We start from the raw sequence: 5,427 nt of genomic DNA, 5'->3' as shown, positions 1-5,427 counted from the left end.
TCGGCGAGATCGCCCGTGGCGTACCCCCGCGCCCGCGCCAGGTCGGCGTCGATCGTGCGGTAGTCGTACGACAGCATGTCGGGCGCGTACGTGCGCGAGCAAGACGTCATCGTCCGAGAACAAGGCGTCCTCTTCCCGGATGTTGACGGTGATCCTGCCAGAGGACCTGAAAACGGGCTGTGCCGGACCCGCGTCCCTCATGTAGTAGGCGCGCACACCTGAGGGGCAAGGGGAGGCGAGGAAGCTCACGCAGGAGCCCGACTGGACCGACGAGATCGAGCCCTCGGCTCTCGGCCAGACACGGTAGGTCACGTTCAAGGGCGGCACGATGCTGGGGCCGCCGACCTTGACGAAGATTTCGTCAGCACCGCTCTCCTGTGTCCGCCAGATGGTGATCGAGTTGATGATGACCCGAACATACGGGGCGGCCTCCACCGAGGAGGCGGAGGCGACGGAGGCGGTGGCCACGAGGGGCATCGCGAGGACCGCCCCCGCGACGACCCGAAGGAGGCTCTTAAGTGGATTCATGCCGACAAGGATCACCATGGCTGGTTGGAACCGACTTAACATGGCTTGGCGTCGGCTTGCGGCCACGGTTTAGGGCGAGCGTGAGGTCGTACGGCCTGTCATCCGGCCCGCCGATCGATCGCGGGGCCGTACCGGTCAGCGGGTGAGGGCGCGGCGGAGGCGGGTGGTGAGGCCCTTGGCCTTGGTGGGGGGTTGGGGGGGGGGGATGAGGCCGACGGAGGCCAGGCGGCGGTTCTTGAAGTAGCGGGCCTGGGCGCCGTGGGTGTCGATGTAGCGGGCGGCCGGCTCGCGCAGCGCCGGGTACGCCTCGTTCTGCATGCAATAGCCCACCGCCTCGACCAGTCCGGGGAGGTCGGCCTCCGGCGGGTCGGTGATCGACCCGTCGGGGGCGAGACGGGGCACGGTGGCGTCGACGATCGTGACCGGGATCCGGTTGCTGTTCTCGTACGGAGCGAGCCGTTCGAGCACCGTGTCGCAGCCCATCGTGGCGACGGGGATGCCGAACAGCCGGTGCGCGGTCATCAGAGCGGTGGAGAAGCAGCCGACCACCAGCTCGGGCCGCAGGGCCTGGAAGCAGACCTCCGCCGGGACGGTCTCCCCGGCCACGCTCAGCTCCACGCCGAGCTCGCCCGCCACCGCGCGGAGCCGCTGGGCGTGCCGGCGCCCCGCCGCCGGGTGCGGTTTGAACAGGACCTTCCGGTGCCCGCGCGCGGCCAGGGCGCGCAGCATGGCGGCGTGGAGCTCCGCCTCCTCCTCGGGGGTGACGATCTCCAGGGCCGACAGGTACTGGCCGAGGATCATCGCGTCGCCGGAAAGGCCGTCCGGCGCGGGCATCGCGTCAAGGACTCCCCGGAAAGCCGCGTCGGGCAGCGGGTCGGGCGCGACGCCGGCCTCCCGCAGCAGCAACGGGACGAGGCCGGGCACCAGGTCGAGGTGGAGCAGCCGGGTGATCCTTCCGGAGGTCTCCTGCGGCAGCGGGTCGCGGGTCGGCCCGTAGCTCATCAGCCCGTCGGAGTACACCGTGATCGGGCAGTCCCGGATGAGCGCCGCCACCGTCCTCGACGGGGGGACCGCGACGGACTCCAGGACCAGTTCGGCGGGCCCGTCGCCCAGCGACAGGTGCGAGCTCAGCAGGCGCCCGAGCATGGGCACCTCGATGACGCGGGCCTTCCAGTCGGAAGGGTGCAGCGGCGCCACGATGTCGTTCCAGGACCAGACCTCGTCGAAGCGCCCGCGGAGCGCCGCGAAGCCCGGAGCCTCGTCCAGGGACGGGGTGACCTCCGGGATGGCGGCGTTGTTGGACACCAGCAGGATCCTGCGCCCCGAGTGGGGACCGAACCTGCCGGCGTCCATCGCCGCGGCGAGCGTCATCGCCCCGAAGAGCGTCGAGCTGTAGAAGACCTGGGTCACGGGAAGCTCTCCTCGGGCTCTCGGAGGTGCCGGGGAAGCAGCGGGTGCAGCAGTGCCGCGCGCTCGGGCTCCAGCCCCGCTTCCGCGACCAGGTCCGGCGGAAGGCCGGCGAGGACGTCCCGCGCCCTGGCCTCGAAGCGGGCGCGGAGCGCGGGGGAGAAGCGGTCGCCGAGCTCCAGGTGGTGCGCCAGCAGGGCGCAGAAGGTGCGCACGGCCTTGGGCAGCAGGTCGTGCTCGTTCTCCACCTGCTTGAACACCAGCTCGAACGCGTCGAAGAAATGCAGTTGCCGCTCGTCGCCGATCTGGGTCAGCGACGAGGGCACCATGCGCCGGTAGAAGACGCCGGCGAGCGAGACCACCGCGAACGAGCGCGCCTCGCGGTGCAGCCTCCAGATCCAGGGACGGTCCTCGGCGGTGTGCAGGTGGCCGGGGAAGGCCAGCAGGTCGCCGAGGTCGCGCCGGTAGATCCCCGCCCAGGCGTACGGGTAGTCCACCATCGTCTTGACGCCGGCGGGCAGGATGCGGTCCCTGGGCGTGAGCACCACTCCCCGCCTGGCCTCCGGCGCCCGGTGGACGACCCGCTTGCGCCCCTCCACCTGGACGTGGTCGACCCGGACGAAGTCGCAGCCGAGGCCGTCGATCGCGGCCACCAGGTGGGGCAGGTACCCCGGCGCCAGCCAGTCGTCGCCGTCCATGAAGGTGACGTACCGGCCGGACGCGAGGGAGACGCCGAGGTTGCGGGCGTCCGCCAGCCCCGCCGGCGAGGCGTTGCGCAGCACGGTCAGGCCCGGCAGGTCGTCGCGGAAGTCCTCGACGATCCTCGGGGTCGCGTCCGCCGACCCGTCGTCGACGACGATGAACTCGAAGTCCTGCCGGGCGTTGCGCCGCAGCGAGGCGAGCGCGTCGGCGATGTACGGCTCGGCGTCCCGCACCGGCACCACGACGGACAGCGTGATCACCGGCGCCCCCCAGCGTGCGTCAATTCGTGAACTCTCCTCTGGCCCTCGGGCCTCGTGCGAGGCCCTCCGGCGGACGGGGGTGTGCTCGGGTCAGACGGTGACGCGGCGCAGCCGGGCCTTGGGGGCCTCCTCGCCGGGGAACACCCGCTTGACGCCGTCACCGAGAGCGGACTCGATGATCCTGATGTCCCTGACCAGGTGCTCCAGGCCGCTCGGCTCCAGGGAGGCCGCGTGGTCCGAACCCCACATGGTGCGGTCCAGCGTGATGTGCCGCTCCACCGTCACCGCGCCGAGGGTGACGGCGGCCAGCGAGATCTGCAGGCCGCGCTCGTGCCCGGAGTAGCCGACAGGGACGCCGTACCGGTCCTGGAGGGTCATGATCGTGCGGAGGTTGGCCTCCTCCGGCGGCAGCGGGTAGGTGGAGGTGGCGTGCATCATCACGAGCCTGGACGTGCCGAGGATCTCGACGGCCTCGTCGATCTCCGCGAGCGTCGACATGCCGGTCGACAGGATGATCGGCTTGTTCGTGGCGGCGAGCCGGCGCAGGAGCTCGTGGTCGGTCACGCTGGCCGAGGCGACCTTGTGCGTGACGACGTTCATGTCCTCCAGGAAGTCGACCGAGGGCACGTCCCACGGGGAGGCGAACCAGTCGATGCCCCGCTCGGCGCAGTACTTGGCGATCTGGGTGTACTCGTCGCGGCCGAACTCGGTCCGGATCTTGTACTCCATGTAGGTCATCTCGCCCCACGGAGTCTGGCGGATCTGGCCGCGCTGCTCGACCGGCACGCAGATCTCGGGGGTGCGCTTCTGGAACTTCACGGCCTGGCAGCCGGCGTCGGCGGCGACGTCGATGAGCCGGCGCGCGATGTCCAGGTCGCCGTTGTGGTTGATGCCGATCTCGCCGATGACGTACACCGGCTGCCCGGGGCCCACCAGCGACTCGCCGATCCGCACAGGTGCGCCCTTGACCCGGAGCGTGGCGCGCGGGCCCGCGGCCGTGGGCTCGGCGTCGACGGGCCGCGAGGCGAGCACGCGGTCGCACAGCTCGCGTACGGCGCCCGCGCCGCCCTGGTGGTCGAGCACGATGCGGGCGGCGGCCCGTACGCGCGGGTGGGCGTCGGGCACGGTGACCGGCCAGCCGACCAGGTCCATGCAGCCGAGGTCGTTGACGTCGTTGCCGACGTAGGCCACGCGGGCGGGGTCCAGGCCCTCGATGCTCAGCCAGTCGCGCAGCGCGGTGTGCTTGGAGGCGAGCCCCTGCAGGACCGGCACGCCGAGCTTGCGGGCGCGGGCGGCCACGACCGGGTTGCGCTCGGTCGAGAGGATCAGCAGCTTCACGCCCGACCGCTTGAGCAGGGAGACGCCGAGGCCGTCGGAGCGGCTGACGGCGACCGACTCGCGGCCGTCCTGGTCGACGTAGACCAGGTCGTCGGTGTGCACGCCGTCGAAGTCGGTGATCACCGCGTCCACGTCGAGCGGCCCCGGCTGGTCCACGAACGGCGCGAGCGCCCTTACGATCTCCAGGTCCTCGGGGGTGTCGACCTCGACGGCGTGGCGGGTGGGAACGGGCTGGACGGCGACGGTGCCGAAGAAGCGGTGCCCGTGCTCGCGCAGGCCCGCGGTGCGGATGGCGTAGAAGGCGCCCGTCTCGCGGTACTCGGGCTCGCGGTCCTGGCGGCGCGGCCGGTGGGCCGGGTCGTGGTTGATCCCGCTCACGCCGCCGTCGCGGGCGGCCCACACGAACTCGTGGGTCGCGAGGCCGGAGAAGACGACGTCGGCCGTCCCGTCGAGGACCTTGGCGACCGCGGCGTCCAGGTCGGCGGCGTCGATGAAGGCGCTCGTGCACTGGACGAGCACGACGACCTCGGGGTCGGCGTCGAGCTGGTCGAGCGCGTGCAGCAGGGCCGACTCGCTGGAGGCGGTGGCGCCGCTCAGCTCGGCGGGACGCTCGATGACGCGGGCGCCCGCGTCCCTGGCCGCGGCCGCGATCCCGTCGTGGTCGGTGCTGACCACGACCTCGTCGATGAGCGCGGTCCCCGTGCAGGAAGCCACCGCGCGGGCGACCAGGGGCGTGCCCCCGACCTTGGCCAGGTTCTTGAGCGGGACGCCCGCAGAACCACCACGGGCGGGGACGACGGCCAGGACTCGCAAGGTGACTCCTCGATATGCGGCGTGACGAGCGGTCGTCGCGGCGACACGCTCGTAAGGTGTCACGCACGCTAACCACCGGTGCCGTCCCGCAAGGGGAGCCTGAGCTGAACGCCCAGCGTCGCTCCTGTTAACTCTTGGCGAGGGCGCTAATCCATCATCGGCAGCCGCAGGACGAACCTGGTGCCCTCGGGGACGTCCTCGACGTGCAGCGTCCCGCCGTGCGCGATGGCGACGTCGCGGGCGATGGCGAGCCCGAGGCCGGTGCCGCCCCGGTCCCTGCTGCGCGCGTCGTACACGAACGCCGTGCACTCGGAGTGCGCGACCACGTCCCGCAGCGTCTCCACGGGCCAGTACGGGTTGAGCGCCGAGGTCAGCGCGC

The 5,427-nt window shown here is 71.8% G+C and carries 4 protein-coding genes; all 4 read right to left on the bottom strand.

Annotation, left to right across the window (positions count from 1 at the left end):
* Nucleotides 1–663: 663 nt before the first annotated feature.
* On the bottom strand, nt 664–1,938 hold the full coding sequence (locus AB0B89_RS34595) for a polysialyltransferase family glycosyltransferase (protein ID WP_358561422.1): 1,275 nt from the start codon (nt 1,936–1,938) through the stop codon (nt 664–666).
* Nucleotides 1,935–2,897, bottom strand: a complete 963-nt coding sequence (locus tag AB0B89_RS34590; protein ID WP_358561419.1) for a glycosyltransferase family 2 protein — start codon at nt 2,895–2,897, stop codon at nt 1,935–1,937. The genes AB0B89_RS34595 and AB0B89_RS34590 overlap by 4 nt, the downstream gene beginning before the upstream one ends.
* Before the next feature lie 90 nt (nt 2,898–2,987).
* Nucleotides 2,988–5,048, bottom strand: coding sequence for an N-acetylneuraminate synthase family protein (locus AB0B89_RS34585; RefSeq protein WP_358561416.1), 2,061 nt, complete (start codon nt 5,046–5,048; stop codon nt 2,988–2,990).
* A 146-nt stretch (nt 5,049–5,194) separates the two neighbouring features.
* A partial coding sequence (locus AB0B89_RS34580; RefSeq protein ID WP_358561412.1) for an ATP-binding protein occupies nt 5,195–5,427 on the bottom strand: 233 nt, incomplete at its 5' end.

The sequence above is a fragment of the Sphaerisporangium sp. NPDC049002 genome, assembly GCF_040649355.1.
GTDB lineage: Bacteria > Actinomycetota > Actinomycetes > Streptosporangiales > Streptosporangiaceae > Sphaerisporangium.
Note: the sequence above shows the minus strand (reverse complement) of the source record. Positions and strands in the feature narration are given on the sequence as shown.